The organism is Roseateles sp. YR242 (assembly GCF_900109745.1).
Taxonomy (GTDB): Bacteria; Pseudomonadota; Gammaproteobacteria; order Burkholderiales; family Burkholderiaceae_C; genus Roseateles.
The window spans coordinates 317,727-343,135 of sequence record NZ_FOAV01000001.1; the positions used below are offsets into that span (position 1 = coordinate 317,727).

Genomic DNA, 25,409 nt, shown 5'->3' on the forward strand with positions numbered 1-25,409 from the left:
GCCGATCAGGCGATGGGCTTGAAACGCACGCGCTTGGGGCGCGCACCTTCTTCACCGAGGCGCTTCTTCTTGTCGGCTTCGTACTCGTGGAAGTTGCCGTCGAAGAAGAACCACTGCGAGTCCCCCTCGCAAGCCAGGATGTGGGTGCAGATGCGGTCCAGGAACCAGCGATCGTGGGAGATCACCATGGCCGAGCCGGCGAACTCCAGCAGCGCTTCTTCCAGCGCACGCAGGGTTTCCACGTCCAGGTCGTTGGACGGTTCGTCCAGCATCAGCACGTTGCCGCCCTGGGCCAGGGTCTTGGCCAGGTGCAGGCGGCCGCGCTCACCACCGGAGAGCTGGCCGACCATCTTCTGCTGGTCGTTGCCCTTGAAGTTGAAACGGCCGATATAGGCACGCGACGGCATCACGAACTTGCCGACGATGATGTTGTCCAGACCGCCGGAGACGTCTTCCCACACGGTCTTGCTGGCGTCCAGGCTCTGACGGCTCTGATCGACGAAGGCCAGCTTGGCCGTCTTGCCGATCTTGACCGTGCCGGCATCCGGCTGCTCGACACCCTGGATCATGCGGAACAGCGTGGACTTGCCGGCGCCGTTGGGGCCGATGATGCCGACGATGGCGCCCGGCGGGACCTTGAACGACAGGTTGTCGATCAGGACACGGTCGCCGAAGGACTTGGTCACGCCTTCGAACTCGATCACTTCATTGCCCAGGCGCTCGGCCACGGGGATGAAGATTTCATTGGTTTCGTTGCGCTTCTGGTATTCGACGTCGCTCAGTTCCTCGAAGCGGGCCAGACGCGCCTTGCTCTTGGCCTGACGGCCCTTGGCATTGGAACGCACCCACTTCAGTTCTTCCTTCATCGCCTTGGCGCGAGCGTCTTCGGACTTCTGCTCCTGCGCCAGACGGGCTTCCTTCTGGTCCAGCCAGTCGGAATAGTTGCCCTTCCAGGGGATGCCATGGCCACGGTCCAGTTCCAGGATCCACTCGGCGGCGTTGTCCAGGAAGTAGCGATCGTGGGTGATGGCCACCACGGTGCCGGGGAAACGCTGCAGGAACTGCTCCAGCCATTCGACGGATTCCGCGTCCAAGTGGTTGGTCGGTTCGTCGAGCAGCAGCATGTCCGGCTTGGACAGCAGCAGGCGGCACAGCGCCACGCGGCGCTTTTCACCGCCAGACAGCACGCCGATGTTGGCGTCCCAGGGCGGGAGGTTCAGGGCGTCGGCGGCCAGCTCGAGCTGCAGGTCGGTGTTTTCAGACCCGGCGGCAGCAATGATGGCCTCCAGCTCGCCCTGCTCGGCGGCCAGCGCGTCGAAGTCGGCGTCCGGCTCGGCATAGGCGGCATAGACCTCGTCCAGGCGCTTCTTGGCAGCCAGCACGCCGCCAATGCCCTCTTCCACCGCTTCGCGGACGGTCTGGTCCGGGTTCAGCCTCGGTTCCTGTTCCAGGTAGCCGATCTTGATGCCGGGCATCGGCACGGCTTCGCCTTCGATTTCCTTGTCCACGCCGGCCATGATCTTCAGCAGGGTGGATTTGCCCGAGCCGTTCAGGCCCAGCACGCCGATCTTGGCGCCGGGGAAGAACGACAGGGAGATGTTCTTCAGGATGTGACGTTTGGGAGGAACCGTCTTGTTGACGCGGTTCATCGAAAAGACGTATTGAGCCATGGCGGAGAGGTTCCGGGGTGGTTCTAGAAGAGGGTGGGCGATGTCTTGGTGACAGGCGGCCCGGGGGACGCCTGGACCGCCGGGGCGTTCGCTGTGACGCCCGGCCCGTGATGCGGCATTGTCGCAGCTTCCGCGACTGCCCCTAAACTCGGTCGCCCTATGAGTGGATAAAGGCGGCGGTCGCGCACTGGAATGGGCCTTGCCCTCCCCTTGCCGTCCAGCCTTGTCCAACGATTTTCGGAGAAGCGATGACCCGCCACCTGCCTGCCACCTCGGCGTGCCCACTGACCTCGCGCCGCCTGCCGCGCCCGATGCCCCACCCGCAGCCGGGCTCTGGCCGTCTTGTGCGCATGGCGGCCGCCTTGGGGATTGCCGCCACGCTGGGTCTTGGCCTGAGCCTGGTGCCCGCTGCGGCCGCACAGGCCCAGACCCTGCGCTGGGCCGGGGCGGGCGACATGCAGACCGCCGACCCGCATTCCCAGAACGAGATCGTCACCAACGCCATGAATGGCCAGGTCTACGAGCGGCTGACGGCGCGGGACAAGAGCCTGAACATCGTGCCCAGCCTGGCCACCGAATGGACCCAGGTGAAGCCCACGCTTTGGCGGGTGAAGCTGCGCCAGGGCGTGAAATTCCAGGACGGCACGCCGTTCTCGGCGGACGACGTGGTGTTTTCGGTCAACCGCGCCAAGGACGTCAACTCCAACATTGCAGCGTACGCCCAGGCGGTGGGCACGCCTCGCAAGGTGGATGACTTCACGGTGGAATTCCAGCTCGATCAGGTGAACCCGATCTTCCTGCAGCACCTGGACCTGATCTTCATCATGAGCAAGCGCTGGAGCGAGCAGCACAAGGTCACCAAGCCGCAGAACTACAAGGACAAGGACGAGACCTACGCCGCCACCCACAGCAACGGCACCGGCCCCTTTGAAATGACGGACCGCCAGCCCGGCATCCGCACCACGTTCAAGCGCAACCCGTCCTGGTGGGGCAAGTTCGACGGCAATGTGCAGGAGGCCGTCTTCACCCCCATCGCCAATGATTCGACCCGACTGGCGGCGCTTGTCTCCGGCGAGGTGGATGTGGTGCTGGACCCGGCCCCGCGCGACCTCAACAAGCTCAAGCAGACCAGCGGCGTGAAGGTGCTGGAGGGGCCGGAGAACCGGGTGATCTTCATCGGCATGGACCAGGCGCGGGACAAGCTGCTGTATGGGAAGGTGCCGGGGGACAAGAACCCGTTCAAGGATGCGCGGGTGCGCCAGGCGCTGTACCAGGCGATCGACATCAACGCCATCCGCGTGAAGCTCATGAATGGGCTGAGCATCCCCACCGGGGGCCTGACGCCCTCCCCGCTGGGCGCCTACGGGGATGCCCAGATCGAATCACGCCTGCCCTACGACGTGGCGGCGGCCCGCAAGCTGATGGCGGACGCCGGCTACGGCAACGGCTTCGAAGTGACGCTGGACTGCACCAACAACCGCTACGTCAACGACGAGAAGATCTGCCTGGCGCTGGCCTCGATGTGGGCGCAGTTGAAGGTGAAGGTCAACGTCAATGCGCAGCCGCGCACGCTGATGTTCCCCAAGCTGGAGAAGATGGACACCAGCCTCTACATGTTCGGCTGGGGCGGTGTGATCACCGATGCCGAGGTGGCCCTGACACCGCTGATGCGCAACCGGGGCGACAAGGGCGTGGGTTACTACAACTTCGGCAACTGGAAGGACGACAAGTTCGACGCTTTGGCGGCCAGCTCCAGCACCGAGGCGGATATCAAGAAACGCGAGGACCTGGTGAAGGCTGCGCTGCGCGAGTTCAAGGCGCAGAACCACCTGATCCCGCTGCACCGCCAGATGATCCCCTGGGCGACCCGTCAGAACGTGACGGTGCAGCACCGGGCGGACAACTGGTTTGAGTTGCGCTGGGTGACGGTCGGGGCCAAATAAAGAAGAGACCGGGAGAGGCCGCGCGCTGCCGTGGCCTAACGAGGAATGGGGCCCGCCTCGTTCGCGCCCGGGGGCTCCTGCCCCGCAGGTGTGGTGTTGTTGGCCAGGCGTGGCGGGGCTGCCAGCGGCACCGGCACGGGCCGCACGTCCAGGCGCACATCCAGCAGGGTGACGTCATCAGCGTCCCCCTGGCTGTTGAACCAGCCCTGCGTCCCCGCGCCGCGATAGAGCCGGAAGACAAACGCTGTACGGTCCCGGGCTTCCGTGGCGCCGGGTCGCACGCGCGCCGCCATGGCCCGCACTTCGCCGGTGGGCGCCGTGATCAGTTCAGCCATGGCCTGCACGATACGGTTGTCCCCCAGGATGTCTGTCTGAAAGGTGTTGACCGGACCGGGCATGGCGTGGGTGGCTCGAATGAGCCGGGCCTCCGGGACGGGGGTCTTGCGCTTCTCCGGCGTGGCCTGACCGGTGCGCAGGTCGTAGTGGTCGCCGTTGTCCAGGTAGCTCAGGCGCGCGTCCTGCACATTGAAGGCGCCCAGGGCGGGGTCGGTGCGCGCGGTGCGCAGATCCACCAGCAGCGCACCACGGGCGCCGATGATGTCCACCTGCTGCCCCTGGATCACGGCGGCGCTGTTCTCTTCGATGCCCAGGCCCAGGCGGTAGCCCTGGGCCATCATCAGCGGCAGCATGCGGCCGATGCGGCCGCGCTTCAGGAAGTGTTGGTCAACGAACAGACGATCGCTGACGAAGCCCAGGCCACGGTCGATTTCATGGCCCTCTCGCATCTGGCCGCGCATCACCCCCATCACGTCCAGTGCGTCGCGGAACATCGTACGGCTCATGATGGCGGCACCCGCGCTGGTACCTGCCACGACGCCGCCACGGCGGTAGACATCCCAAATGGCGTCCAGCATGGGCGTGTTCTTGCCGTCGGGCTGGAAGGTGTCCACGATCAGCCCCTGCGCGCCCCCTGAGAAGAACACCGCGTTGGACGCCCGCACCTTCGCGATCAGCGCCGGATCGTTGAGATTTTTCTGCAGGTCCGCGCCTTCCAGGCGGGGCGCGACGGGAATATGTTCCGCCTGCGCACCGTGGCGCTGCAGCACCTGCACGATGGCGTTGGCGGATTGTTCCGGTACGGCGGAAGCGGTGGCGAGCACCGCAAAACGGGCCTTGCCCGGCCCACCGGCCTCTTGCACGATGCGTTGCCACACCGCGTCGTTGTCGTAGCGGAGATTGCCGCCAATGACGATGGCGGTCTGCGCATGGGCGACGTGCCAGCCACAGGCCACCAGCAGCAGGACAGGCGCACGGAGAAGACGGCTCAGCGTATGCATGACCCCAATAGTGCCGCGCTGGACAGCGGAGATCCAGCAGCACCACCGGAATCAGGGATTCGTGAGTGGCGAAATGCCGGAAAGCTGCGGTTCGTTTAGGGACGCCCTGCATAACTCCCGCGAGCCGATTTAGCCCTGACTCCGCGGCCTTGGGGCGCCCCATGGCGCGAGCCGCAGCGTTGTCGCGGTCGGAGTCGCCCTGACGCAGGCGCCGCAGGCGCTTGTCGATAGGGTACATCCGGTACTACAACCACTACCGAATACGGTGGCGGCCTTCGCGGAATGAGCACCGTCGAGTACCGAGAGCTTGCTGCCAGCGCGTAGATCAGCGCCATCGTCCTGCGGCGAACGGCGGCTTCAGGCTGAAAGCGGACGTCCGAGCAAGATGTCAGGCATGCGGCGCTCTGCCTCGACTTACCTGGTCGTACCACTCCTTGGTCTTCGCCCAAAGTTCGCGAATTGTTGAATTCACCGGAGTAACTTCCTCTCCGTCCTCTGGCGTCCATTCAAAGACCGAGCCAGTCTCGACGTCAATTCCCCAGGTAGCGCCGACCCCGTTGTCTCCAAACGCAACAGCTCCTCGCCAGAACTTCGGCTGCCATGTTTCCGCGCGTAGGGACAGCGTGAGACTGACTGCCGACGCGGTCTCTCCGTCTTGCGTTTCAATCAAGGGGTAGAGGAATCCTGCGTTTGTTGGACCGCGCAGTCCGTTTGCAAGTCGGTAGAGCTCTGCAAGTGCGGCAGGGATAGCGTGTCCCAAAGCCAATTCTGCGGCGCCGAAGTCTCCCAGCGCACATGGCGGGCGGGTTTCGTAACAAGCTAGGTCTTGAGCCATCGTCTGATGAAGGAGTGCGGCCCAAGCAGGATAGCGCCGTTAGCCAATGCCTGCCAAAGGCGGACGACCGCTTTCGCTGCAAAGGCATCCCCCCAACTTTTGGGCTCAACCTTGATGCGGATCATCGCCCAGGCACAGAGACTGGCTGTCCAACTTCTGGGGGCCCGGGCATGACACGGTGCTTCACCCGCCACCTCCCCGCCTGCGCAACTCCGCGTCGGTGACGTGGCCCCAGGCTATGGCTTTGTCCAGATAGTTGGCCGGGCTGGGGTCCTCCCCAGGGGGGAACTGCCTGTGCTCATTGATCACGAATCCATCCGGCAGCGTGGCGGGCAGTTGGCCGAGACCAAAGTCTTCAGCAGGCTGGTTGCCGGACGAAAACGCGTGCGCTGCCCATACGGTGATCATGTCGTCGCCATCGAGCAATTTCCTCAGGTACTGCTGCCACGTGAAATTGGTGTGTATCAACATGAATCCCGGCCTCCGGCGGTTGGCCTGCGTGAAGTTGACCAGTCCTTCCGCCACCTGGATATCGAGGTTGAAGAGTTGGCAGTACTTGGCCACACCTTCAATCCACCGTGTAGCCTGCGCCTCTGTTGCCGGAGGATCCGCTCGACCCAAGATTTCCTGCAGAGATGTCTTCATGATGGTCTTGCCGAACTCGCTCTTGGGATTTCCTTCGCTCCACCTGGGGGACCGAACAAGCTTGTCCGCTTGTCGTAGTGAGGCCGCAGAGATTTCGGAAAAACTCCCTTTGCCAGACTGCGACGCTGCGCCTGCGAGCACTCGGACAGGTTGATGACATAGACCTTGTTGCTCTCGATCTCGAACCCGGCTCTGGGCCCGACAATCGACTGCGTCATCTTGGCATTCGCTGGCTTGGACAAGTCGGTCACGCGCTTCTGAAGCCAGGTCCGCTTGGCAGTCAATTCGAGGCGAAGTTGCGCCAAGGCGGCGTTTCGGGCTTCCTGCTTGGTACGGTCTCGCGACCTCGCAGCCCCCAATCGACCTTCAATGCCTTCGATCCTGGGAATGAGAGCGGCATGGTGGTCAGCGGTGATGGCAAGTGCCTCCTCGTCGTCGGCGGCACGCAGGTCTCTCAAGATGGCCACGTAGGCTTCATTGCTACGCCGGTCCCGGCTGCTGGCCTCCAATGAAGTTCGCATTTCGCCGAAGGATTGAAGCCGCTGGACGACCGAGCCCGGGACAAGCGCCCTCAGTTGGGCAGCCTGGCGCTGCATCAGCGGGCTCTCATGGAGGCATTGAATGAAATGTGCCTGCGCCTCCAGTCTGCCACCGCCTCCCAGCGCCGCCGAATGATCCGTGACGGGACTGGTCACACGTTTCTCAGGCTCTGCAGCGGACGAGCGATGGTCACTGCCTTAAATTTTCGATTGGTCGGACACCGGTCTTCTCTTCCCCTCCCCAGCCGACGAGGCCCGAGGACGACGCTATCCGACCGGGTGTCAACACGGCATCGGGCGCCAGCCGATATTGACCCTCACAAAACCCGAGGTTCGCCTTGGAGGCGGGAATGACCACAGCCCGATGGGACTATTTGACCTGCAGCCCATCGACCAGCCGTTTCATCAGCCGCGGCTCGCGCAATCGTTCCACCCACCAGTCCAGCGCGTTCCCTGCATGCTCCCCGCGCCAGGCGACGTAGAGTGTGTTGGGTTCCCGTGGGTCGGCCGTCTTCTTCTCGACAAGCTCCCCGCTCGCGATGAGCGCGGAGACACGGTGCCGAGGCAACCACCCCACGGCCAAGCCGGCTCGCTGCGCCTCGATCTTGGCCGCCATGCTGGGCACCGCCAGTTGCTCCTGGCCGCCATGCACGCCATAGGTCCGCGCGCTGATGCCTCGGGAGGTGTCGGCGACCACGGCCGCGCGGTATGGCTGAATGTGCTCGCGCTTCAAGGGCCCTGCTGCGGATGCTAAGGGGTGCCTGGCCCCCACCGCAAAAACCCAGTCCATGACGCCCAGTTCAAACCAGCGCAGACCGGGAATGGCCGGAGGCTCATTGGTGGCGCCGATGACCAGATCCGCCCTGCCCTCGCGCAGCGCACTCCAGGTGCCACCGAGCACCTCATGGGTAATGCGCAGCCCCACGCCTGACTTCAGCTTGTCGAAGTCGGCGATGACGGGGAGCAATGTCTGGAACTCCAGCAGTTCATCGGTCACGATGGCCAGCCGGTCCTCCCACCCGCTGGCAATCTGACGCACGCGGGTGTTCAGGCGGCTCATGTCCGTCAGCAAACGCTCGGCCTCTTCCGCCAGCAGTTTCCCCGCCGGGGTCAGTTCAAGCCGATACCGCCGCCGGTCAAACAGCAGCGCGTCATAACGGGCTTCCAGTTGCCGGGCCGCATGCGAGATGGTGGACGGTGCCTTGCCCAACTGTGCGGCGGCCTTGGAGAGGCTGCCCGTGCCACGAATGGCTTGCAGCATGGCGAGTTCGTCTTGGGTAAGCATCGATGGGCATGGACGGGGAAGGCCGTCATTCTGTGCGAGTGTTGCGGGGGAGGCCAGCGGGCCGAACCCCAGGTGGGAGGCACATCGCCAGGCGCCGCAAAGAACAACGCGCCGAAGCCCTGCGAAACACCGGACTTCAGCGCGTGATGGGCCCGGCATCGCCCACCGCAGCGGTGCGACAGCCGGTTAGCCCAGGCAGATCACAGGTTGCTCATGCCACCGTCCACGATGATTTCGGAGCCCACGATGAAGGCCGACTCCTTGGCGGACAGGTGCAGCACGGTGGATGCCAGCTCCTCAGGGGTGCCGAAGCGGCCCACCGGGATCTGGCCCTGGATGGCGGCGGCGGTAGCCTCCAGCGTGGCCGAATCCAGGCCGAGCTTGCCGTACAGCGGCGTGGTGATCGGGCCGGGGCTGACCACGTTCACTCGGGCACCGCGCGGCAGCAGTTCAGCCGACAGGGTCTTGGCCAGGGAAATCAGCGCGGCCTTGCTGGCGGCATAGACCGACGAGTTGGGCATACCGGTGTGCGCGTTGATGGAACCGTTGATGACGATCGCGGCACCAGCGCGCAGCAGCGGCGTCAGCGCCTGGATCTGGAAGTACGGGCCCTTGACGTTCGCATTGAAGGTGTCGTCCCACAGCGACTCGGGCACGTCGGCAAACGGTGCGAACTTGGCGACGCCGGCGTTGATGAAGATGGCATCCAGCTGGATGTCCCGATCTTGCAGGGCGGTGGCGAGACGTTGGGCCTCTTCCACGCTGCCAGCGTCATTGCGCAGGGCGATGGCGCCGTGGCCGATGTCGGCTTGTGCACGGGCCAGCGCCTGCTCGTCACGGCCAGTGATGACAACACGGGCGCCTTCGTTGGCATAGGCCTTGGCTGCTGCCAGGCCGATGCCGCTGCTGCCGCCAGTGACGAGAACGGTTTGGTTTGCGAAGCGGGTCATGATGTTTCCTTGGGTTGGTTGCGTAGGAGGCGGCGGGAACTGTTTGGTTTGTTGCCGTCGCCGTGCCTGAATATTCGCCCACCTACCCTGGGAAGCCATGCCATGTATTCGATGCAGACGTTCGAAGCCATCGAACGTGTTTTGGCAGGCGTGTCGCGCGTAGATGTCGCGCGTGCGCACCGCCATCGTTCGCATCAAACGTCGTCGCCCGCCTGGGCGGAAAGCCACGCCTCGAAGTTCTTCTTGGCCAGGCTGGTCAAGATGCCCTGGAACAGCAGCTTGTCGCCTAAATAGAGGCTGTGACGGATGACGGTGTAGGGATTCATCCGGTGCTCGGAAATGCCTTCGAAATGGACCTGGTAACGCTTGACGATGCCGATCGTCCCTCGGAGGTACTGGTTGAACTCCGCCCGTGAGATGGAGGGCTGCGCCGTCACGATCTCCTGCACGAAGCCATCCACCTTCTGCGGCTCAAAGTCGAAGGCGGGGAAGAAATGGCTCGCAATCTTCAGGAAGTTGAACGCATTGAGCTGCGCGCTGCGGCGCTCACCGGCCTGCGTTGCAGAGGCCCCGGCTGGCGGCGCTTCACCCGGCGCCTGGCCGTTGGCTTCTGGCGGCACGACCGTATCAGCCGTCTCAGCGGGCTCGTCCTCTTCCTTCTGAATCTCTTCTTCGGTGGAGTCACGGATTTGCCGGAACTCCCGGTCAGCCAGCTCGAAGAGGGCGGCCAGCGTGTTGATCCGGCGCTTCAGGTGATTGGGAATGGACTTCTTGTACTTGATCTTGTGATCCAGCACGCTCCAGGAGTCCTGGACGATCGTTCGCACCTGCACTTCGAATTGAAGGTCCGCGTAGGCGCGGTACTCGGGCAACTCCAGCCGCGGATTCTTGAGCTTGAGATCGACATGCAGGCCCTTGTAGCCGAAGGAGGCTTCCGTGTTCTCGATCGTCGAAATCTTGTCCGTGACTTCGACGACCTCAAACTCGCTCTTCAGGATCTCACCGATCTTCTCGATGTCATCTTCGTAGAGACAGACGATACGGAGGCCCACCAGGTCGCTGATGTGGTCCCGGATTTCGTATTCCTTTGAGTTCTCCTCCAGCACCGGGCGGTACTTGAGGTTGAACTTCTTGATGCATTCCTCGCGGTCCTTGAGTCGCGACTCAATCTTGGAGACCGGCACGGCACCGAGTTGAGGCAGGAGATCGGTCAGGAGGCTCGCCAGCGATCGACTGGCGTTTTGCAGCATCACCGCGTTTGCATCGTAGTAAACGCGGAACTCTGCTTTTTCGCCCTCGAAATCCCGACTCGCCATGCGCTGCCTCCTTGTTGCTATGGCGCGGGTTCTCCCCGCGGCCGTCTCCCATCATCGCACTGGTCGCGACAGTCGAACGTCAGCGGACCGTCGTGCGGCTCAGCCAATTGGCGGTCTATCAACCCAGCGCAGGCAGCAAGTTCAGCAAGAACACCATCAGGAGCCCGACCACGGCCACGATGGACTGCACCACGGAGATGGTGCGGGTGGCTTCTCCCATCGACATGCCGAACGATTCCTTCACCAGCCAGAAGCCGGCGTGGTTGGCATAGTTGAAGAACAGCGAACCACAGCCGATGGCCAGCGCCAGCAGCGGCTGGTTGACCGGCACGCCGGAGCTGCCCAGCGGCGCCAGGAGGCCCGCCGCGCCCACGATACCCACGGTGGCGGAGCCGGTGGAGACTGACAGCAGCATCGAGATCAGCCAGCCGAGCAGCAAGGGCGACACCGACAGTTGATGGCTCAGGTGCACGATCGCATCGCCCACATGCGCATCGGTCAGCACCTGCTGGAATGCGCCGCCCCCGGCAATGATGAGCAGCACATTGGAGATGGGCTTGACGCTCTGGCTGAGGGATTTGCGCACAGCCTCCGGTTCACCGGGATGGAGCACGACCATCGCAAAGATCAGCCCCACCAACATGGCCACGATCGGGTTGCCCACAAAGGCTGCGACATGCAGCACGGCGGAAGTCTTGTCGAGCAGGATCTCCGCCACGGCATGGGCCAGCATCAGCAGTGCCGGAAGCAGCGCACACAGCACGCCGATGGCAACGCTGGGCGCGGCCGCCGTCGCGGAGCCTGGGGCAGCAGCAGCGGCGGAGGCCTCATCGGACTCCGGCACGTACTGGTGAATCATGGCCTCATCGGGCCTGGCCTTCATTCGGGGCGCGATGAAGGTTCCATAGATCGGCCCTGCCAGGATGATCGCCGGAATGGCTGCGATAAAACCGTAGATCATCGTGGCGCCCACACTGGTTTTCAGCGTGGCGATGGCGGTCAGCGGCCCGGGATGGGGCGGCACCATGCCGTGCATGGCCGCCAATGCGGCAATCACGGGGACCGACACATACACATAGGCGGAACCGCTGCCCAGCTTGCCGGTCTCGAGCTTGCGGGCGACACCGAAGATCAATGGCAGCAGAACCACCAGGCCCACTTCAAAAAACATCGGGATGCCGATGATGAAGGCCACGCCTGCCATGGTCCAGGGCAGGACCCTGTAGGAGGACCGGCTGACGATGGCATTGGCCACGCTGGTGGTGACTCCGGAATCGGCCAGCAGCTTGCCCAGCATGGCGCCCAGCGCCACCACCAGCCCCACGACGCCAAGCGTCTTGCCTGCGCCTGAAGAGATGGCGGAGGCCAGCTTGTTCAAGGGCATGCTGGTGGCCAGCCCCACGGCCATCGACACCAGCAGCAGGGCCACCAGCGGATGAAGCCTGGGTTTGGCCACGATCAGGGCCACAAGCCCCAGGACGCTGACCAATGCGATGGCCAGCAGTTGGATGTCCACAAGGCTCATATCGCCCGTCTCCGTTCTTGTTCAATCTGCAACCTGCGTCGGCAGCCCACGGCTGCAATTGCGAGGTGGCGACTGACCTTAGCAGTGCCTGGCGGGCAGAAGGGCGAAGGGAGAGCGGATGGGTGGGATCGGTGCGGTGTTCGTAGCGGTGGTGGGGGGAGACGGTCTCAATATTGCAGCAGCTTCGCCATCGACTCATCCCAGGTCAGCGGCCACCCCTCACGCTCGGCCTTTTCAAACAGCGCCTGATGCTTCTTTTCTTCGGGCGCAGACCTCACGCTGTTGTCGAGTTTTTTCTGCCGATCACGCCATGTCTTGGGCGCCAGAACCGCTATCCACGATAGATACTCCTCCCGCTCCTTGGCGCCGTGCTCCATCAGTTTTTGATGGGTGGCCGCCTTCTTTTCTTCCCGCATGACACTGGTCGCCTGCTTTTTCTCCTCCTGTTTGATGAAGTCCTGAGGCGACATGTGTGCGCCGGTCTTCTCGAAGATGCGGCGCTCGATCATGTCCGTCACTCTCGAAGATGCGTTGCCATCCGCCGCTTGGTGATCGGTGCCTGAAGATCCGGTGGTCGTCTTCGTGTGCGGCTTGCGGGACTCCAAATCCTTCGCCGTCAAACCAAGCATCGGCGCTGCGTTCAGCGCTGCCTTCGAATAGTTGATCGAACTCTCTGTCATCTTCAATGGCGCGAGAGACTTGGGTTCGCCACTCTTGCCGCCGCTGGAGGAAGCCAGGTAGACCGGCTTCTCCGCGTCCAGGTCAAGCTCAGGCGAAGCCGTCGAACTCGGGACCGACTCAGAGGGCATCGCCTGCTCGTCCAACCAGGAGAGAATGGCCACGGCCGCGCTATTGGGCTGCCCCATCGGAATGCTGAACGCCTTGCCCCTGGACACTTGTGCACGCAGCAGCTGAATCTTGATGTTGTCCGCCGAGCCCCATTTCTCGATCACTTCGGCCAGCCACCGTTGCTGCCCCTCGGTCAGGTTTCCGCCTTGGGGCGTGAGATAGCCCATCAATTCATCCACATCGGCCCGCCGCACAGACTTCCAGGTCGCAGGATCTTCCACATCGACAAAGCGCTGCGCAGGCGGCATGGGCGCCAGGCAGCCCATGGCTTGCATGACCTGTTGCTGCCCCTGCATACGGGCGGATTTGTCGATGCCGGTCTGCAGTTGCTCATGCGTTTCAACAGTCCTGCCCACGGTCTTCGGACGTTCATCTTCGTTGGACGCGACCGCCCGGTCTCGCCGCGCTTGAAGAGGACCGGATGTGGAGGTTTTCATGGGTCGCCTCGCAGTCTGCGGTTGGAAGAGGAAGCGTTTGACCCATGCTAAAGGTGAGCCCTTGCAACGACACTCGGCAAAATGACCATATCGTGGCGCGGTAATCCTGAGGAACGGCTGCAAAACCGCGCGTCACCCCGAACGCCCTATTTCTTGCGCTGGCCCCTCGCCCGCCGCAAGCGATACGCCACCAGCGGCAACACCAACGCCAGCAGCACTCCGACCCCTATGCGCACCTCGACCTGGCTCTTGTTGGGCAACCCCACTAACCAATCCAGCGCCTGCCGCGCCCCACTGCTGATCAACCAGATCAACAACACCGCCATCACGGCGGCCACCAGCAAGCCAATGGCCCGCTGCTTCCTGTCAGGTCTCATGTTCATACCAATTGGGCCCTCACCCATTCCGGCAGAGGCATCGACTTCTGCACGGCTGCATCCTGCCACACCGTCGTGGCCCCGCCTGCTGCGCAGATCACCCCCGGCTCGTCCGCTCGTTCCAGCGTGATCCACGTATCAAAACTTGATCGCCCCGGCGACGACACGTAGTGCCGCGCAATCAACTCCCCGGGGTAGGTCACCGCCCGATAGAAGTTGCAGAAGGCATTCACGATGACCGGCCCCTGCCCTGCCGGGTTGGGCGCACCGCCCAGACGCTCCAGCCATTCCACGCGTGCCATTTCCAGATAGCGGAAATACACGGTGTTGTTGACATGGCCCATCGCGTCCATGTCCCCCCATCGGATCTGAATGCGGGTCTCATGGACCAGCTTCTTCTCCTCTGGAATTTCGAACCTCATGGCGCCAAGCCCAGTTCGGACTGCAGCCGTGCCACCGCCGCCTTCAGCTGTTCCACATCGGCGCGCAGCGCAGCGATCTCCTCATCACGAGGGTCCGGGCCTGAAGCGGCCGCCCCACGCCCGGATGCAGACTCCACCACGCCCCCCACCGGCAACTCAGGCTCACCACTCAACAGATGCGCCCAGCGTTGCTCACGCGCACCCGGTGCCCGCGGCAGCTTGCGCGCCAGCGGCGGCTCACGCTCGGCCAGTTCTTCCAAAAAGCCTTCGACCGATGAGACATCTGCAAAGCGGTGAATCCGCTCCGCATTGAGCCGCAGCTCTGCCGCCGTCTGCGGGCCCCGCAGCATCAGCACGGTCAACAAGGCCTCCGCCTGCCCCGGCACGCCCAGCACCCGCTTCATGTTGTGCTCAAAACGCAGCACCCGACTGCCGCTCACGGTGTTCACCAGGCTCATTGCCTTGAGCTCATCCAGCGTTGAAGCCACGTCGGCCTCGGAGGCATTCATCACCGGGTCTCGTGCCGTCTTCTGGTTCACGCCCAGTGTCAGGCTGTTCAAGGACATCGGATAACTGTCAGGCACGGTAAAGGCCTTCTCCACCAGCACCGCCAGCACACGCGCTTCCAGCGCACTCAATTCACGAACCGCCATGCTCAGACACCAAATCCATCATCTGCTTGAATCACTGCGCCGTTGATGAAACGGCTCTCCTTGGCACACAACATCAGCAAGGTGGTGTCCAGGTCTTGCGGCTGGCCCACCCGCTTACGCGGCAACAGGTCCACCAGCTTGCGGCCCTGCTCGGTCTGCCAGTGGTGGTGGTTGATTTCTGTGTCGATATAGCCGGGGCAGATGGCATTGACATTGATGTCGTACTTGCCCCACTCCAGCGCCATGGCACGGGTCATGTGGATGACCGCCGCCTTGCTCATGGCATACACACCAATCTGCGAGAGCACCCGCAAACCCGCCATGGAGGCAACGTTGACGATGCGCCCGCCGGTATACGTGCCGGGCGCCGCCCCGCGCGCGCGGGCCAGCATGCGCTTGCCCACCTCCTGCGCCACGAAGAAGGATCCGCGCACATTGGTGTCCATCACGAAGTCGAAATCATCCGGCGTGACATCCACCAGGCGCTGCGTGGTGCTGACGCCGGAGTTGTTGATCAGGATGTCCAGCGTGCCGACTTCGGTCTCGGCCCGGGCCACGGCGGCCGCAATGCTGTCGATGTCCGTGACATCCATGCTGACCACATGCGCATCGCCACCACCGGCTTCGATTTCCGCACGCAATGCCTTCAGTCGCTCCACCCGCCGCGCTGCCAACACCACACAGGCGCCGGCCTTGGACAAGGTTTTTGCAAACTGCTCGCCCAGACCACTGGACGCCCCGGTGACAAGGGCCACACGGCCCTCCAGATCGATGCTGTAGCTCATGACAAGGTCTCTCGTTGATGACGGCTCGGTGACCCAAGAATCGCTGCCGATGACGATATCACGCAGCCGAGTCACCTCGCGTCACCCGCGTGCCCAACCTTGTCCTGGCACCCGATCGACGTTAATCCAGCCGTCCATCCGGCCGCCCACACACCGGACGTGCCGCCAGGGCTGCCAGCGGATCAATCCGCCAGCACGGTCTCGATTTCCGTCTTGACCTGCGTCATGAGCTTGTGCACCGGGCACTTGGCCGCCACCTGAAGCAGGCGCTCACGGTCTTCCGCCGTGAGATTGCCCACCAGCGTCAGCGTGGCCTTGAGCTTGTAGAGCCCTTGCTGCTCATGGGAGCCGTCACGGTCCACCTGCACCAGCACATCCTCCACCGGCAGGCCCTTGCGGTTGGCATACCAGAGCACCGTCAGTGCCTTGCAGGCGCCCAGCGCGGCGTCGTAGAGCTCATGCGCGTCCGGGCCCGCATCCTCACCACCGCCCGCCACGGACTGGTCCGCCGTCAACTGGTGTTGGCGGATGCTGACGGTCTGGCGCATCGGGCCGGTCTTGTCTCGCTGAACATGAATACTCATCAAGGTCTCCTGAAATCGGTCTGAGAAGCCCATCCTAAGGCGGGGGCCAGGGCCCGGCATCCATCTCCCGGGATAGTCACCCGGGCAGGACCCACACCAACCCACACCACAAACCGGGCCAAGCGCACCAGACCAGCCCCCAGCGCCACACACCACTGGCGCGCGTCCGTCAGTCACATTCGGCTCAGCTCTCTATTTCCCGGAAAAGCACGACCGTTCTATTTTCGATTCGGCCGGCTAGAATGCGCCGCAAACCGCCGGAGCAGCCGCCCGGCTCCCAAACGAGAACGACCAAGGATGACCATGACCTCCGAAGAACTTGTTGCCCAGTACGGTCCGCGCGACAGCATGGAATACGACGTGGTCGTCGTGGGCGGTGGCCCGGCCGGTCTGGCAACGGCGATCCGCCTGAAACAGCTGGCCGCTGAGAAGAGCCAGGAGATTTCGGTGGTGGTGCTGGAGAAGGGCTCGGAGCCTGGCGCGCACATCCTCTCCGGTGCGGTGATGGACCCGCGCGCACTGACGGAGCTGTTCCCCAACTGGAAGGAACTGGACGCACCGCTGGGCCAACCAGTGACCGAAGACCAGGTGCTGTTCCTGAGCGAGACCGGCGCCAGGGACACGCCGCAGTGGCTGATCCCGGCCTGCTTCCACAACCACGGCAACTACGTGATCTCGCTGGGCAATGTCACCAAGTGGCTGGGCCAGCAGGCCGAGGCGCTGGGCGTGGAGATCTTCCCCGGCTTTGCCGCCGCCGAGGTGCTCTATGACGAGCAGGGCCGCGTCAAGGGCGTGGCCACCGGCAACGTGGGCGTGGGCAAGGACGGCGAGCCGCATGAGGGCTTCCAGCTGGGCATGGAACTGCACGGCAAGTACACGATCTTCGCAGAAGGCGCGCGTGGCCATCTGGGCAAGCAGCTGATTGCCAAATACCAACTGGACGCCGGCAAGGACCCGCAGACCTACGGCATCGGCATCAAGGAACTGTGGGAAGTGCCGGCCGACAAGGCCAAGCCCGGCCTGGTGGTGCACACCGCCGGTTGGCCCATGGACAGCGAGACCTACGGCGGCGGCTTCCTCTACCACCTGGAAGGCAACAAGGTGACGCTGGGCTTCGTGGTCGGCCTGGACTACAAGAACCCGTGGCTCTCCCCCTTCGAGGAAATGCAGCGCTGGAAGACCCACCCGTCCATCCGCCAGCACATCGAAGGCGGCAAGCGCCTGGGCTATGGCGCACGGGCCATCACCGCCGGCGGCCTGTTGAGCCTCCCCAAGCAGGTGTTCCCGGGCGGCGCACTGGTGGGTGATGACGCGGGTTATCTCAACGCCGCACGCATCAAGGGCAGCCATGCCGCCATCAAGAGCGGCATGCTGTGCGCCGAAGCCATCGCCGAAGCGCTGGCTGCCGGCCGTGCACAGGACGAGCTCAACGCCTACCCCGCCGCTTTTGAGCAGAGCTGGCTGCGCGAGGAACTGGACCAGTCCCGCAATTTCAAGACCTGGTTCAAGAAGGGCAACACCATCGGCACGCTGATGACCGGCATCGAGCAGTGGCTGCTGCCCAAGCTGGGCATCAAGAGCCCGCCCTGGACGCTGCATCGCGACAAGCCGGACCATGTCTACCTGCGCCCCGCCGCCGAGATGCCCAAGATCAGCTACCCGAAGCCGGATGGCAAGCTGACCTTCGACCGGCTTTCGTCGGTGTTTGTGTCCAACACCAACCACGAAGAAAACCAGCCCGCCCACCTCACGCTGAAGGACAACGCAGTGCCGGTGCAGGTCAACCTGACCCAGTACGCGGGCCCGGAAAGCCGCTATTGCCCGGCCGGCGTGTACGAGTTTGTGAAGAACGCCGACAACAGCGAACGCCTGCAGATCAACGCGCAGAACTGCGTGCACTGCAAGACCTGCGACATCAAGGACCCGACACAGAACATCGTGTGGGTAACACCTGAAGGCGGCGGCGGGCCGAACTACGCGGGGATGTGAACCGACGCCCCCTGGAAACAACGAAGCCCGCATCTGCGGGCTTTTTTGTAGGTGCTTGGGGCCGGGGTGGCCAGGAGGCGCTGGAATCGCTTGGAGCGCTTTGGAAGGCACGAGGGCTTCTGACGCCTTGGCGCCCGCACTGAAGCTCAGCGCTGCGCCAGCAAGGTCATCCAGCGCGCCAGCACCTGCTCTTCATACGAGCCCTTGCGTTGATGCGCCAGGATGCGGCTGCGCTCGCCCTCACTTCGGTTCTGGCTCAGCTTGACCTTGAGCACACACCGCTCCACCGGAATGCGAAACCCGATGATGCTGCCCAGCAGCTTGCCGTCGCGGTCGGCCGGCAGGCCGCTCCAGTCCCTGGCGTAGGCGGGCTCCTGCGTGGCGATGAGACGCTTGAGCAGGCTGTCCTTCTCCATCGGGTGATCAATGATCTGTGCACGCCCATGGATCTGCACGGTGACGTAGTTCCAGGTGGGCACCGACTTGGACACGTCGTAATGCCGCGGCGACACATAAGCCCCAGGGCCACTGAACTGCACCAGCACCGGGCCGGCCTTGCCGCTCACCAACGCTTCGGTGCTCTGGTTCGAGCGGGCCATGTGCCCTTCCACCCACCAGTTGTCCGGCTTGTTCTTGTCCGCGCCCCAGACCATGGGCACCGGCACCGCGCAGAGCCCATGCGTGGGATCCTGCAGCATCATGGTCGCCAGCGGGTGCTGCTGAATCAGCAACCGGGCCATGGACAGATCGGGCAGTTCGGACGAATTCGGCGTGTGCATGCGCTGTGAATGTAGAGCAACTTCGCCCATGAACAGGGCGTTTGCGGCGAGTGGACGGTATCCAGGGGCAACAACCAACACGGCCCCTACACGCATCTCATTCGGGTGTGAAAAATCCCACACATCAGATGTGAGAAAGCCCCCGCAACTTGCGCTGCGGGGGCCTCACATTCAGCTGGCGGAGACGGAGGGATTCGAACCCTCGATGCAGGTTTTGCCCACATACTCCCTTAGCAGGGGAGCACCTTCGGCCACTCGGTCACGTCTCCATCCGAAGAAGCTGAAACTATAGCACGGGTTTTTTGGCTCTCAGAGAAGATTCCCGAAGAATCTCTCTCTGACAGCGCCCCCGGGCGCAGTCAGCACACGGCCTGTCACACCGGCAGCGGCTGGTCCAGTTCAAACGCGCGATGCAGCGCACGCACCGCCAGCTCCATGTACTTCTCGTCGATGACGACGGAGGTCTTGATTTCGCTGGTGGTGATCATCTGGATGTTGATGCCCTCTTCCGACAGCGAGCGGAACATCTTGGAGGCAATGCCGGCATGCGAGCGCATGCCGATGCCCACGATGGACACCTTGCAGATGCGGGTGTCGCCGATCACCTTGGCCGCCTGGACGGCCGGGCCCACGGTCTTTTCCAGCAGCTCGATGGCGCGCTGGTAATCGTTGCGGTGCACGGTGAAGGAGAAGTCGGTCTTGCCGTCCTGGGAGACGTTCTGGATGATCACATCGACATCGATGTTGGCATCCGCCACAGGGCCCAGGATCTGGAACGCGATACCCGGCTTGTCGGGCACGCCCAGCAGGGTGACCTTGGCTTCGTCGCGGTTGAAGGCAATGCCCGAGACGACAGCTTGTTCCATTTTTTCGTCCTCTTCAAAGGTGATCAAGGTGCCGGACTTGGCTTCCTCGTTGATGTCGATGTCCCACGGCGTGAAGCTGGACAGCACACGCAGCGGCACCTTGTACTTGCCCGCGAATTCCACCGAGCGGATCTGCAGCACCTTGGAGCCCAGCGAGGCCATTTCCAGCATCTCTTCGAAGCTGATGGTGTGCAGGCGGCGTGCGTCGGGGACGATGCGCGGATCGGTGGTGTAGACGCCGTCCACGTCCGTGTAGATGAGGCACTCGTTGGCCTTCATGGCGGCGGCAATGGCCACGGCCGAGGTGTCCGAACCACCACGGCCCAGCGTGGTGATGTTGTTGTCCTCGTCCACCCCCTGGAAGCCGGTGATGACCACCACCTTGCCGGCGGCCAGATCGGCGCGGACCTTGGCGTCATCGATGCTTTCGATGCGGGCCTTGGTGTAGGAGTTGTCCGTGGCCACAGGCACTTGCCAGCCGGTGTAGCTGACCGCGTCCATGCCTTCGGCCTGCAGCGCAATGGCCAGCAGACCCACGGAGACCTGCTCGCCGGTGGCGGCGATCATGTCCAGTTCGCGCATCAGCGCGGCCGTGCTGCTGGTGGGCGAGAGTTCTTTGGCCAGGCCCAGCAGCCGGTTGGTCTCGCCGCTCATGGCCGAGGGCACCACCACCATCTGGTGGCCGGCGCGTGCCCACTTGGCCACGCGCTTGGCCACATTGCGGATACGGTCGGGGGTCCCCATCGAGGTGCCGCCGTACTTGTGAACGATCAATGCCATGGGAGTGTCTTCAAGACGCAGAGGGGATGCCGCAGATCAGCCGAAACAGGCAGCGCGGCCGGAGCTTTCGATTCTATAGGCGCGAGCTACGCAGCCCATGCGCGATCAGCATGCATCGGGCTGCCAACGCAGGGACAACAGCCCCTTCCTGATCGGTTCGGACTGGCGCGCATCCAGGCCCAGCCCCGGCACATACAGCAGCGCATCCGCGAGGTAGACCAGGGGCCCTTCCCTCTGTGGCGCGGGGATTCCGGCGGTTTGCCAGCATTTCTTGAGGCTTCGCGGAATGCCCAGGGCATGGGCCTGAAATTGCACCCCGCCTTCGCGCGGACGCAACTCGACCTTGTTGAGGCGGGAAGCCGATATGCCACGGGCAGCGCCACCAACGGCGCTCGGGGCGTCGGGCGTGGGGGACACACCGGACCCATCAGATGTGCCGGACGCTTCTAACGCCTGGCAGACCTCGAAGACCTCAAAGGCGCCCCGCCATTGCGGAACGGGATGACGTCCGGGCGCGGAGAGGTCGAGGAACAGCGCTGCCGGCGCCGCCCCCTGCATCGTCGTGGCATGAGGGACCGCCGGCGACGTGGGCCGGCGCCTCGCCAGCAAAAGTCGCCCCCTGTAGAGCCGCACCTCATCCTGGCCCAGGGGCCACTGCCCCACGGAGGCGCCAGGTACTTCCCGCAACAGCCGCTGGATCAAGCTTGCTGGCGCTGCACGCGCGGCCTCCTGCCTCAGCCACATTCGCAGCAGATTGGACAGACGTGCAGGGCTCAAGACGCCCCATGCCGTCACGTCCAGCGTGGTTTGGACGGCGCCAACGCCTGCAGCAGTCCCTGCCCCTGTCCCTGTCCCCGCACCTGCACCCACTTCAGCGTGGGGGTAGGCGTTATCGGACGCATCAACGCCCCTCACCCATTGATGGATATCCAGCACACCGATCTCCTGCTGCAGAGCCAAGGCCTCCTGCGCCCATGCGGCGGATTGCGCCAGCGCCAGTTCGGCTGAAGGGGCCGCCTCCATCATCACGGGCCACAGGACATGGCGCAGCCGATTGCGGGCAAAACGCGGGTTGCTGTTGCTGTCGTCTTCGATGTGGGCCAGGCCATGCTGCTGCACGTAGGCCTCCACCGCCCCACGAGGATGGTCCAGCCACGGTCGTGACCAGCACACGCCGTCGCGCCACTGCTGCCCCGGCATCGCCGCCAGGCCAGCCACCCCCGCGCCGCGCAGGGCCTGCAACAGAAAGGTTTCGGCTTGATCCCGCCGGTGATGGGCCAGCAGCAGCAGATCCGCACCCGCGAGCAACGCCATGCGCTGCAGGGCCTCATGCCGCCCGGTGCGGGCCCAGGCTTCAATGCTGTCGCCCGGGGCTGGCGAGCCCGACAGGCGCTCCCAGGCCAGGCGGACAGGAAGACCCTCATCGGCCCACTGCCCCACCTGCGCCTGCAAGTGGGTCAACCATCCATCGGCCAGCGGATTCAGCCCATGATGAACATGCAAGGCCACGACCTGAAGCCCGAGCGTGCGGGCGGCCGTGGCGGTGGCATGAAGCAATGCGGTGGAATCACGCCCCCCGCTGCACGCCACCGCCACCACGCGCGGCGTCGGGGCCGGCGTGTCTGGCGGTGTGTGGGGAGGCATGGCGGGGCTGGCGCGAATGGCCAGCCTCGGGTTCAGCTTCAGTGACTCTTGGTGTCGCTGAAGCGACCGTAGGCCTGCAGGCGCTCGTAGCGGCGCTCCAGCAGGTCCTTGGTCTTGAGGTCGGAGACCTGGCGCAGAGCGTCGCCCAGGGCGCGCTTCAGGCTGGAGGCCATCTGCTTGCCATCGCGATGCGCACCACCCACCGGTTCACTGACGATCTTGTCGACCAGGCCCATCGCCTTCAGGCGGTGGGCGGTAATGCCCAGGGCCTCGGCGGCCTCGGGGGCTCGAGCGGCGGTCTTCCAGAGGATGGACGCGCAGCCTTCCGGCGAGATCACGGAATAGGCCGAGAACTGCAGCATCAGCACCTGGTCCGCCACGCCAATGGCCAGCGCACCGCCCGAACCACCTTCACCGATGACGGTGGCGATGATGGGCACCTCCAGCTGCGCCATCTCGAAGATGTTGCGGCCAATGGCTTCCGACTGGCCACGTTCCTCGGCCCCGATGCCGGGGTAGGCACCCATGGTGTCGATGAACGTGAAGACCGGCATGCCGAACTTCTCGGCCAGCTTCAGCAGCCGAAGCGCCTTGCGGTAACCCTCGGGGCGGGGCATGCCGAAGTTGCGCAGGGTGCGCTCCTTGGCGTCCGCGCCGCGCTGATGGCCGATGATCATGCAGGCTTGGCCGTTGAAGCGCGCAATACCACCAACGATGGCGGCATCATCTGCGTAATGACGGTCACCATGGAGTTCCTGGAACTCGGTGAAGACATCGCGGCAGTAGTCCAGCGTCTGGGGGCGTTGCGGATGCCGCGCCACCTGGTACACCTGCCACGGCAATACGTTGGCGTAGATGTCCTTGGTGAGCTGCTGGCTCTTCTTGCTCAGGCGGTCGATCTCTTCGGAGATGTCCACCGCCGACTCACTCTGCACGTAGCGGAGTTCGTCAATCTTGGATTCAAGCTCGGCAATGGGTTGCTCGAACTCGAGAAAGTGTCGTTTGCTCATATCAGTAATCCACCGGAAGCGGATCCAGGCTACGCCAAATGTACCATGTGGCCACTGACCGATAGGGAGCCCAGCCTTCGCCCAGCTCCCGTGCTTCGGCCCGGGACACGGGCTCATCGCTGAAGTAATTCTGGCTGATGCCCTTGAGCAGGCCAAGGTCATCCAGCGGCAGCACGTTGGGCCGCATCAGGTGGAAGATGAGGAACATCTCCGCCGTCCAGCGTGCAATGCCCCGGATGGCCACCAGCTCTTCAATGATGGCTTCGTCGTCCATCTGCGCCCATTGGCGCACATGAACCTGGCCAGACTCGAAGTGCTGGGCCAGGTCGCTGAGGTATTCCACCTTGCGCACCGACAAGCCCACCGCCTTGAGCTGGTCCTTGTCCAGCGCCAGCACCTCCACAGGCTTGATGCGGTTGGAGACGCCAGAGGTCAGCTCGGCGAACTTGTCCCAGACCGACTGGGCCGCCTTCACCGAGATCTGCTGCCCCACGATGGAACGGGCCAGCGTGGTGAAGGCATCACCCCGGCTTTGCAGCCGGGCTTCGCCGAATTGGGGGATGAGCTTCTTCATCACCCGGTCGCGTTTGACCAGATGACGGCAAGCCTCGTCCCAGTAGTCCGGGGTCACCCCGGCGGTCGCCACACGCCCCATCAGGCCTTCACCCCAGCCTTTGTGCCAGTGCGGACCCAGGTGGTGCCGGTAGCGGAATCTTTCAATTCGATGCCTTGTTCGGTCAGCGACACGCGGATGCGGTCGGCCTCCGCGAAGTTGCGGGCCGCCTTGGCGGCAGCGCGGGCGGCAATTTGCGACTCGATGAACGCTTCATCCACACCCTCCCCGGACTGCAGATAGGCCTTGGGCGCTTGCTGGAGCACGCCCAGCACGCCACCCAGGGCCTTCAGCAGGCCAGCATCCGCCCCGGAACGGCTGCGGTTCACCTGATTCGCCAGGTCAAACAGCACCGCCAGCGCGCCCGGGGTGTTGAAGTCATCGTCCATCGCCGCCTTGAATTCGGCGGCGTGGCCCGTGGCCCAGTCGATCGCCACGTCCTCGGCCGGTACCGCTTCCAGTGCGGTGTACAGGCGGCGCACCGCCGTGCGGGCGTCATCCAGGCTGGCGTCGCTGAAATTAAAGGGGCTGCGGTAGTGCGTACGCAGCATGAAGAAGCGGATGGCCTCGCCATCGAACTTCTTCAGGACGTCGGCGATGGTGAAGAAGTTGCCCAGGCTCTTGGACATCTTCTCGTTGTCGACGTTCAGGAAGCCGTTGTGCATCCACACATTCACGAACGGATGGCCAAAAGCGCCTTCGCTCTGGGCAATTTCGTTCTCATGGTGGGGGAACTGCAGGTCCATGCCGCCGCCGTGGATGTCAAAGCGCTCACCGAGCAAGGCGCAGCTCATGGCCGAGCACTCGATGTGCCAGCCCGGGCGGCCTTCGCCCCAGGGGCTGGCCCACTTGGCCTCGCCCGGTTCTTCGGGCTTGGCGGATTTCCACAGCACAAAGTCCAGCGGGTCCTGCTTGCCACCGTCCACCGCCACGCGCTCGCCGGCGCGCAACTGGTCCAGGGACTTGCCACTGAGCTTGCCGTAGCCGTCGAACTTGCGCACGGCGTAATTCACGTCACCGCCGTCGGCCTGATAAGCCAGGCCCTTGCCCTCCAGCCGGCCGATGATGTCCAGCATCTGCGGGACATAGTCGGTGGCGCGGGGCTCGTGGGTGGGTTTGGCGATGCCGATGGCGTCGAAGTCCCGGTGCATGGCCGAAATCATCTCGTCCGTCAGCTGGCGGATGGTGAGGCCCCGCTCCAGCGCACGGCGGATGATCTTGTCATCGATATCCGTGATGTTGCGAACGTAGGTCGGGTTGTAGCCGCTCGCCTTGAGCCACCGGTAGACCACGTCGAACGCGATGTTCATGCGGGCGTGACCCATATGGCACAGGTCGTAGACGGTGATCCCGCACACATACATGCGGACGTGGCCCGGGTCGATCGGTTGAAACGGTTCTGGCTGACGAGTCAGCGTATTGAAGATGCGCAAGGAGGACATGGATGGGCCACTGGAGCGGCCGGCTCAGGGCCGGACCGGGACGTGGGCGTGCCCGGGTGCCGCAGGTCCCGTCAAGCAAGACGGTCAAGTGCGGCGGTAGGGCACGTCAGGGGCATTGGTCAGGCGAGAGACGA

23 protein-coding genes and 1 tRNA gene are annotated in these 25,409 nt (G+C 63.9%); 2 read left to right on the forward strand and 22 right to left on the reverse strand.

Annotated features, from left to right (window positions below; all coding sequences use genetic code 11):
* Positions 1-5: 5 nt before the first annotated feature.
* Positions 6-1,670 (reverse strand): energy-dependent translational throttle protein EttA, encoded by a 1,665-nt coding sequence (gene ettA / locus BMY53_RS01370; RefSeq protein WP_092942840.1) that lies wholly within the window; start codon positions 1,668-1,670, stop codon positions 6-8.
* A 350-nt stretch (positions 1,671-2,020) separates the two neighbouring features.
* On the opposite strand from ettA, the gene BMY53_RS01375 reads away from it, so the two are divergent.
* A complete protein-coding gene (locus BMY53_RS01375) occupies positions 2,021-3,613 on the forward strand; it encodes an ABC transporter substrate-binding protein (protein WP_092943717.1) in 1,593 nt (530 codons plus the stop codon).
* A 35-nt stretch (positions 3,614-3,648) separates the two neighbouring features.
* On the opposite strand, the gene BMY53_RS01380 is transcribed toward BMY53_RS01375, so the two are convergent.
* The 14 genes from BMY53_RS01380 to BMY53_RS01440 form a co-directional block, all read right to left on the reverse strand.
* Positions 3,649-4,950: a cyanophycinase gene (locus BMY53_RS01380; RefSeq protein WP_092942843.1), complete on the reverse strand. Its 1,302-nt coding sequence runs from the start codon at positions 4,948-4,950 to the stop codon at positions 3,649-3,651.
* 388 nt (positions 4,951-5,338) lie between these two features.
* Positions 5,339-5,785, reverse strand: coding sequence for an SMI1/KNR4 family protein (locus BMY53_RS26785; RefSeq protein WP_404947847.1), 447 nt, complete (start codon positions 5,783-5,785; stop codon positions 5,339-5,341).
* Between the two features lie 183 nt (positions 5,786-5,968).
* Positions 5,969-6,430 (reverse strand): hypothetical protein, encoded by a 462-nt coding sequence (locus BMY53_RS01385; RefSeq protein WP_092942846.1) that lies wholly within the window; start codon positions 6,428-6,430, stop codon positions 5,969-5,971.
* A complete protein-coding gene (locus tag BMY53_RS01390) occupies positions 6,427-7,125 on the reverse strand; it encodes a hypothetical protein (RefSeq protein WP_143073873.1) in 699 nt (232 codons plus the stop codon). Before BMY53_RS01390 ends, BMY53_RS01385 begins: the two co-directional genes overlap by 4 nt.
* 214 nt (positions 7,126-7,339) lie before the next feature.
* Entirely contained in the window at positions 7,340-8,254 is a 915-nt protein-coding gene (locus BMY53_RS01395) for a LysR family transcriptional regulator (protein ID WP_092942852.1), read from the reverse strand.
* Positions 8,255-8,454: 200 nt separating this feature from the next.
* Complete coding sequence (locus tag BMY53_RS01400; protein WP_092942855.1) at positions 8,455-9,204, reverse strand: SDR family oxidoreductase; 750 nt, start codon at positions 9,202-9,204, stop codon at positions 8,455-8,457.
* A 194-nt stretch (positions 9,205-9,398) separates the two neighbouring features.
* Positions 9,399-10,520, reverse strand: coding sequence for a GTP pyrophosphokinase (locus BMY53_RS01405; RefSeq protein WP_092942858.1), 1,122 nt, complete (start codon positions 10,518-10,520; stop codon positions 9,399-9,401).
* A 118-nt stretch (positions 10,521-10,638) separates the two neighbouring features.
* A complete protein-coding gene (locus BMY53_RS01410) occupies positions 10,639-12,045 on the reverse strand; it encodes a GntP family permease (protein WP_092942861.1) in 1,407 nt (468 codons plus the stop codon).
* 167 nt (positions 12,046-12,212) lie between these two features.
* Positions 12,213-13,331: a hypothetical protein gene (locus tag BMY53_RS01415; protein ID WP_143073874.1), complete on the reverse strand. Its 1,119-nt coding sequence runs from the start codon at positions 13,329-13,331 to the stop codon at positions 12,213-12,215.
* 146 nt (positions 13,332-13,477) lie between these two features.
* Positions 13,478-13,714: a hypothetical protein gene (locus BMY53_RS01420; protein ID WP_218151156.1), complete on the reverse strand. Its 237-nt coding sequence runs from the start codon at positions 13,712-13,714 to the stop codon at positions 13,478-13,480.
* A complete protein-coding gene (locus tag BMY53_RS01425; RefSeq protein ID WP_092942870.1) occupies positions 13,711-14,130 on the reverse strand; it encodes an acyl-CoA thioesterase in 420 nt (139 codons plus the stop codon). Before BMY53_RS01425 ends, BMY53_RS01420 begins: the two co-directional genes overlap by 4 nt.
* A complete protein-coding gene (locus tag BMY53_RS01430; RefSeq protein ID WP_092942873.1) occupies positions 14,127-14,783 on the reverse strand; it encodes a YceH family protein in 657 nt (218 codons plus the stop codon). The genes BMY53_RS01425 and BMY53_RS01430 overlap by 4 nt, the downstream gene beginning before the upstream one ends.
* A 2-nt stretch (positions 14,784-14,785) precedes the next feature.
* The gene (locus tag BMY53_RS01435; RefSeq protein ID WP_092942876.1) at positions 14,786-15,568 is read right to left on the reverse strand and encodes an SDR family oxidoreductase; all 783 of its coding nucleotides are present in this window, start codon (positions 15,566-15,568) and stop codon (positions 14,786-14,788) included.
* Positions 15,569-15,750: 182 nt separating this feature from the next.
* The gene (locus BMY53_RS01440) at positions 15,751-16,152 is read right to left on the reverse strand and encodes an OsmC family protein (RefSeq protein WP_092943719.1); all 402 of its coding nucleotides are present in this window, start codon (positions 16,150-16,152) and stop codon (positions 15,751-15,753) included.
* A 303-nt stretch (positions 16,153-16,455) separates the two neighbouring features.
* Between BMY53_RS01440 and BMY53_RS01445 the strand changes: the two genes are divergently transcribed.
* Positions 16,456-18,141 carry an electron transfer flavoprotein-ubiquinone oxidoreductase gene (locus BMY53_RS01445; protein WP_092943721.1) on the forward strand — a complete coding sequence of 562 codons (1,686 nt, stop codon included), beginning with the start codon at positions 16,456-16,458 and terminating at the stop codon, positions 18,139-18,141.
* A 146-nt stretch (positions 18,142-18,287) separates the two neighbouring features.
* Here the strand turns inward: BMY53_RS01445 and BMY53_RS01450 are convergent, their stop codons facing one another.
* The 7 genes from BMY53_RS01450 to cysS all read right to left on the reverse strand — a co-directional run bounded on the left by BMY53_RS01450 (position 18,288) and on the right by cysS (position 25,275).
* Positions 18,288-18,920 (reverse strand): FMN-binding negative transcriptional regulator, encoded by a 633-nt coding sequence (locus BMY53_RS01450; RefSeq protein WP_177200664.1) that lies wholly within the window; start codon positions 18,918-18,920, stop codon positions 18,288-18,290.
* A 176-nt stretch (positions 18,921-19,096) separates the two neighbouring features.
* A tRNA-Ser gene (locus BMY53_RS01455) sits at positions 19,097-19,189 on the reverse strand.
* 105 nt (positions 19,190-19,294) lie between these two features.
* Positions 19,295-20,566 (reverse strand): aspartate kinase, encoded by a 1,272-nt coding sequence (locus BMY53_RS01460; protein WP_092942881.1) that lies wholly within the window; start codon positions 20,564-20,566, stop codon positions 19,295-19,297.
* A 105-nt stretch (positions 20,567-20,671) separates the two neighbouring features.
* Positions 20,672-22,210 carry a tRNA lysidine(34) synthetase TilS gene (gene tilS, locus BMY53_RS01465; protein ID WP_092942884.1) on the reverse strand — a complete coding sequence of 513 codons (1,539 nt, stop codon included), beginning with the start codon at positions 22,208-22,210 and terminating at the stop codon, positions 20,672-20,674.
* Positions 22,211-22,248: 38 nt separating this feature from the next.
* Positions 22,249-23,220 (reverse strand): acetyl-CoA carboxylase carboxyltransferase subunit alpha, encoded by a 972-nt coding sequence (locus BMY53_RS01470; RefSeq protein WP_092942887.1) that lies wholly within the window; start codon positions 23,218-23,220, stop codon positions 22,249-22,251.
* 1 nt (position 23,221) lies between these two features.
* Positions 23,222-23,875: a DNA-3-methyladenine glycosylase family protein gene (locus BMY53_RS01475; protein ID WP_092942890.1), complete on the reverse strand. Its 654-nt coding sequence runs from the start codon at positions 23,873-23,875 to the stop codon at positions 23,222-23,224.
* Positions 23,875-25,275 (reverse strand): cysteine--tRNA ligase, encoded by a 1,401-nt coding sequence (gene cysS / locus BMY53_RS01480; RefSeq protein ID WP_092942893.1) that lies wholly within the window; start codon positions 25,273-25,275, stop codon positions 23,875-23,877. Before cysS ends, BMY53_RS01475 begins: the two co-directional genes overlap by 1 nt.
* Positions 25,276-25,409: the final 134 nt, after the last annotated feature.

Bases quoted from the DNA above. Each gene is read 5' to 3' on its own strand.
- ettA (WP_092942840.1), bottom strand. From the start codon at position 1,670: ATGGCTCAATACGTCTTTTCGATGAACCGCGTCAACAAGACGGTTCCT.
- BMY53_RS01375 (WP_092943717.1), top strand. From the start codon at position 2,021: ATGGCGGCCGCCTTGGGGATTGCCGCCACGCTGGGTCTTGGCCTGAGC.
- BMY53_RS01380 (WP_092942843.1), bottom strand. From the start codon at position 4,950: ATGCATACGCTGAGCCGTCTTCTCCGTGCGCCTGTCCTGCTGCTGGTG.
- BMY53_RS26785 (WP_404947847.1), bottom strand. From the start codon at position 5,785: ATGGCTCAAGACCTAGCTTGTTACGAAACCCGCCCGCCATGTGCGCTG.
- BMY53_RS01385 (WP_092942846.1), bottom strand. From the start codon at position 6,430: ATGAAGACATCTCTGCAGGAAATCTTGGGTCGAGCGGATCCTCCGGCA.
- BMY53_RS01395 (WP_092942852.1), bottom strand. From the start codon at position 8,254: ATGCTTACCCAAGACGAACTCGCCATGCTGCAAGCCATTCGTGGCACG.
- BMY53_RS01400 (WP_092942855.1), bottom strand. From the start codon at position 9,204: ATGACCCGCTTCGCAAACCAAACCGTTCTCGTCACTGGCGGCAGCAGC.
- BMY53_RS01405 (WP_092942858.1), bottom strand. From the start codon at position 10,520: ATGGCGAGTCGGGATTTCGAGGGCGAAAAAGCAGAGTTCCGCGTTTAC.
- BMY53_RS01410 (WP_092942861.1), bottom strand. From the start codon at position 12,045: ATGAGCCTTGTGGACATCCAACTGCTGGCCATCGCATTGGTCAGCGTC.
- BMY53_RS01415 (WP_143073874.1), bottom strand. From the start codon at position 13,331: ATGAAAACCTCCACATCCGGTCCTCTTCAAGCGCGGCGAGACCGGGCG.
- BMY53_RS01420 (WP_218151156.1), bottom strand. From the start codon at position 13,714: ATGAACATGAGACCTGACAGGAAGCAGCGGGCCATTGGCTTGCTGGTG.
- BMY53_RS01425 (WP_092942870.1), bottom strand. From the start codon at position 14,130: ATGAGGTTCGAAATTCCAGAGGAGAAGAAGCTGGTCCATGAGACCCGC.
- BMY53_RS01430 (WP_092942873.1), bottom strand. From the start codon at position 14,783: ATGGCGGTTCGTGAATTGAGTGCGCTGGAAGCGCGTGTGCTGGCGGTG.
- BMY53_RS01435 (WP_092942876.1), bottom strand. From the start codon at position 15,568: ATGAGCTACAGCATCGATCTGGAGGGCCGTGTGGCCCTTGTCACCGGG.
- BMY53_RS01440 (WP_092943719.1), bottom strand. From the start codon at position 16,152: ATGAGTATTCATGTTCAGCGAGACAAGACCGGCCCGATGCGCCAGACC.
- BMY53_RS01445 (WP_092943721.1), top strand. From the start codon at position 16,456: ATGACCTCCGAAGAACTTGTTGCCCAGTACGGTCCGCGCGACAGCATG.
- BMY53_RS01450 (WP_177200664.1), bottom strand. From the start codon at position 18,920: ATGCACACGCCGAATTCGTCCGAACTGCCCGATCTGTCCATGGCCCGG.
- BMY53_RS01460 (WP_092942881.1), bottom strand. From the start codon at position 20,566: ATGGCATTGATCGTTCACAAGTACGGCGGCACCTCGATGGGGACCCCC.
- tilS (WP_092942884.1), bottom strand. From the start codon at position 22,210: ATGCCTCCCCACACACCGCCAGACACGCCGGCCCCGACGCCGCGCGTG.
- BMY53_RS01470 (WP_092942887.1), bottom strand. From the start codon at position 23,220: ATGAGCAAACGACACTTTCTCGAGTTCGAGCAACCCATTGCCGAGCTT.
- BMY53_RS01475 (WP_092942890.1), bottom strand. From the start codon at position 23,875: ATGGGGCGTGTGGCGACCGCCGGGGTGACCCCGGACTACTGGGACGAG.
- cysS (WP_092942893.1), bottom strand. From the start codon at position 25,275: ATGTCCTCCTTGCGCATCTTCAATACGCTGACTCGTCAGCCAGAACCG.